Source organism: Streptomyces sp. KLMMK, assembly GCF_036961605.1.
Lineage (GTDB): Bacteria > Actinomycetota > Actinomycetes > Streptomycetales > Streptomycetaceae > Streptomyces > Streptomyces telluris.
The window spans coordinates 1-3,192 of record NZ_JBAMDC010000561.1; the positions used below are offsets into that span (position 1 = coordinate 1).

4 protein-coding genes are annotated in these 3,192 nt (G+C 72.7%); 2 read left to right on the forward strand and 2 right to left on the reverse strand.

Annotated elements, in window-relative coordinates:
* The first annotated feature begins 108 nt into the window (after positions 1-108).
* A complete protein-coding gene (locus tag V7793_RS35500) occupies positions 109-924 on the forward strand; it encodes a DsbA family protein (RefSeq protein WP_336013801.1) in 816 nt (271 codons plus the stop codon).
* Between the two features lie 9 nt (positions 925-933).
* Positions 934-1,770, forward strand: coding sequence for a cytochrome c biogenesis CcdA family protein (locus tag V7793_RS35505; protein ID WP_336013802.1), 837 nt, complete (start codon positions 934-936; stop codon positions 1,768-1,770).
* A gap of 114 nt (positions 1,771-1,884) precedes the next feature.
* Here the strand turns inward: V7793_RS35505 and V7793_RS35510 are convergent, their stop codons facing one another.
* On the reverse strand, positions 1,885-2,475 hold the full coding sequence (locus V7793_RS35510; RefSeq protein WP_336013803.1) for a lytic polysaccharide monooxygenase auxiliary activity family 9 protein: 591 nt from the start codon (positions 2,473-2,475) through the stop codon (positions 1,885-1,887).
* Positions 2,476-2,545: 70 nt separating this feature from the next.
* Positions 2,546-3,192 (reverse strand): nucleoside/nucleotide kinase family protein (locus V7793_RS35515; RefSeq protein ID WP_336013804.1); only part of this gene is annotated, 647 nt, incomplete at its 5' end.

Below are 3,192 nucleotides of genomic sequence, written 5' to 3' on the forward strand. Positions count from 1 at the left end.
CGCCGAGCTGCTCCCCGTTCTGCGGATCTAGATCCGCCCGGCACGGCCCCCGCCGGGCCGTGCTCCGGCACATCCAGATTCCGTCCGTACCAGGGAGCTTTCTCCTTTATGTCCGCTAAGTCCCCCAAGGCCGCCAAGGCCGCCGCCCCGTCCTCCAAGACCGTGAAGCCGTCCCCGGCCAAGGCCCGTACCGCCTCCCTCCCCCGCCGTCTCGCCGCCCTCGGCGCGGTCCTCGCGCTCGTCGTCGCCGTCGTCGCGGTGGGCATGGCGATCGGCAAGAGCGGGAGCGGCTCCGGCACGCGCAAGCCCTCCGCGTCCGGCACGTCCTCCGCCGACCCGATGGAGGGGATGTACGCCCGGGCCGAGCAGGCCACCAGCCGCCGCCAGGACGGCGACCCCCTCGCGCTCGGCCGGAAGGACGCGCCGGTCGTGCTCGTGGAGTACGCCGACTACCAGTGCTCGTACTGCGGCAAGTTCACCCGCGACAGCCAGCCCGAGCTGGTCCGGAAGTACGTGGACGAGGGCGTGCTGCGCATCGAGTTCCGCAACTTCCCGATCTTCGGCAAGGACTCCGAGCGCGCCGCCCGTGCCTCCTGGGCGGCCGGTCAGCAGGGGAAGTTCTGGCAGTTCCACGACGAGGTCTACGCCAAGCTCCGCAAGGGCGACGCCCTCGCCGAGGACAAGCTCGTCGACATGGCCGGCAAGGCCGGCGTGACCGACATCGACCGCTTCCGCTCGGACCTGAACGGGTCGGCTTCCGAGGAGGCCGTCAAGAAGGACCAGAAGGAGGGGTACAACCTCGGCGTGGCCTCCACGCCGTCCTTCCTCGTCGGCGGCCGCCCCATCGCCGGCGCCCAGCCGATGGCCGCCTTCGACGAGGCCATCGCCCAGGCCGAGCGGGCCGCGCACGAGCGCAAGAAGTAAGGGGACGCCGTGACCGACATCGGCTACCTCGCCGCGTTCCTCGGCGGCGCCCTCGCCCTGGTCAGCCCGTGCAGCGCGCTGCTGCTGCCGGCCTTCTTCGCGTACTCCCTGGCGAGCCCGGGCCGGCTGCTGGCCCGCACCGGCGTCTTCTACGTGGGCCTCGCCACCACGCTCGTCCCGCTCGGCGTGGCCTCCACCGCCGCGAGCAGGCTGTTCAACGGCCACCGCGAGGTGCTGGTGACCGCCGGCGGCTGGATCGTGATCGCCCTGGGCGTGGCCCAGATCCTGGGCCTGGGCTTCGCGTCGAAGAAGGCGCAGGCCGCCGCCGGGCGGATCACGCCGCGCTCGGCCGCGTCCACGTTCCTGCTGGGCTGTGTGTACGGGCTGGCCGGGTTCTGCGCGGGGCCGATCCTCGGTGCGGTCCTCACCGTGACGGCCGTCAACGGCAATCCCGTCTACGGCGGCTCCATGCTCGCCGTCTACGCCCTCGGCATGGCGCTGCCGCTGTTCGTGCTGGCGCTCTTCTGGGACCGCTTCCGGCTCGGCGGCCGGCGCTGGCTGCGCGGCCGGGAGCTGCGCCTGGGGCCGCTGCGACTGCACACCACCTCGCTGGTCTCGGGCCTGTTCTTCATCGGCATCGGGGTGCTCTTCCTCGCCTACGACGGGACGACGGGCCTGCCCGGGCTCCTGGACGCCGACCAGGAGTACCGCCTGGAGGAGCTCGCCTCCCGGGTGGGCGGCGCGGTGCCGGACTACGCGCTGCTGGCGGCGGTCGCGCTGGTGGTCGCGGGGGTGCTGGCACGGATCGCCCTGCGGCCGGGCAAGGGCGACGCGGAGAGCGAGTGAGCGGCGCAGAGAGCGAGTGAGCGGCGCGGCGGGGAGCCGGGTGGCGCCTCCCCGGGGTGGGGCCGGGGAGGCGCCGGGATGCTCCGTCCGTCCGCGCGGCCGCCGGTGGGGCCGTCAGAACCGGACGTCGGAGCAGGCGTAGAAGGCGTTGCCCGTGTCCGCGATGGTCCAGACGGCGAGGACGAGCTGCTTGCCGGTGCGGCCCGCGGGGAGGGTGCCCTGGTGGGAGACGGTGGCGTCGGGCACCCGGCCGCCGTAGGGAACGGTCAGGAAGGGCTGGGATTCGAGGTCGGCGCGGGTGAGCGGCCGGCCCGGGTCGTAGGTGGGCCTGGTGAGGTAGTAGCGGAAGTCGGTGGTGGCGTGGCGGGCCGTGAGCCGCCACCGGAACGTGAGGCTCTGGCCCGCGGTGACCTGGGTGGCCGGCCACTGGCCGCCGCGCGGATCGTCGAGTTCCGCGAAGCGGCTGTTGCCGCCGGAACAGATGGTGCCGTCGGCGGGCCCGCGGGCCGGGAAGCCCTTGGAGCCCTCGACGCTCTGCGGCTCCCACTGGATCGCGCCGCAGTTCTTGACGGTGCCGTTGGAGCAGTACACCTGGCGACTGGTGGGGGAGTCGGTGTAGCCGTGACTGCTCGCGCTGCCGGTGGCGAACAGGGACACGCCTGCGATGCCGAAGCCGATGATCGCCGCACTGATCTTTTTGCGCATGCTTTCGCTCCTCGGAGAACGTGGGGGGTTCTGTGAGCCGAGTGAAATGCGGTCTAGACCAAGGCGGAGGCTAGTACCGGCCGTTTGGCATGTCTAGGCCAACGGTCGCAAGAATCCGGTCACACCGCCGCCGCGAAGCCTTCACTTGTTCGCCATTGGGACCGTCGTTGCCCTGCACCCATGCCCGTGCGGCAACCTCGTCCCGCCCTCCGGTCATTTGCCGTTCAAGCAGGCGGTCTTGACGGACTTCGTCAGGTGTCTCGAGGTACCAGACCTCGGCGAGGTACCGGCGGGCGTCCCGCCAGCCCGGCTCGTCACAGGCCAGGTAGTTGCCCTCCGTCACCACCAGCCGGGCGGACGGCGGGACCAGGTGCCGGGCGGCGACCGGCTCGTGCAGCGTGCGGTCGTAGTCCGGCACGTAGACGTCCCGGTCGCGCTCCTCCGTCACGCGGCGCAGCAGGTCGGCGTAGCCCCACACGTCGAAGCTCGGCGCGGAGCCCTTGCGGCCGGTCAGGCCGAGGCGCTCCAGCTGCGCGTTGGAGAGGTGGAAGCCGTCCATCGGCAGGTACGCGGCGGAGCCGGCGCCGTGCTGCCGCCGCACCTCCGCGACCAGGGCCCGGGCGAGCGTCGACTTTCCCGCGCCCGGCGGTCCGGCGATGCCGAGGAGGGACCGGCCGTCCGCGGCCGCGAGGGCCCAGGCGTCCGCCGCCCATGTGG

What these genes read in the sequence shown, in the direction of transcription:
- V7793_RS35500 (WP_336013801.1), top strand. Translation starts at nt 109, where the DNA reads ATGTCCGCTAAGTCCCCCAAGGCCGCCAAGGCCGCCGCCCCGTCCTCC.
- V7793_RS35510 (WP_336013803.1), bottom strand. Translation starts at nt 2,475, where the DNA reads ATGCGCAAAAAGATCAGTGCGGCGATCATCGGCTTCGGCATCGCAGGC.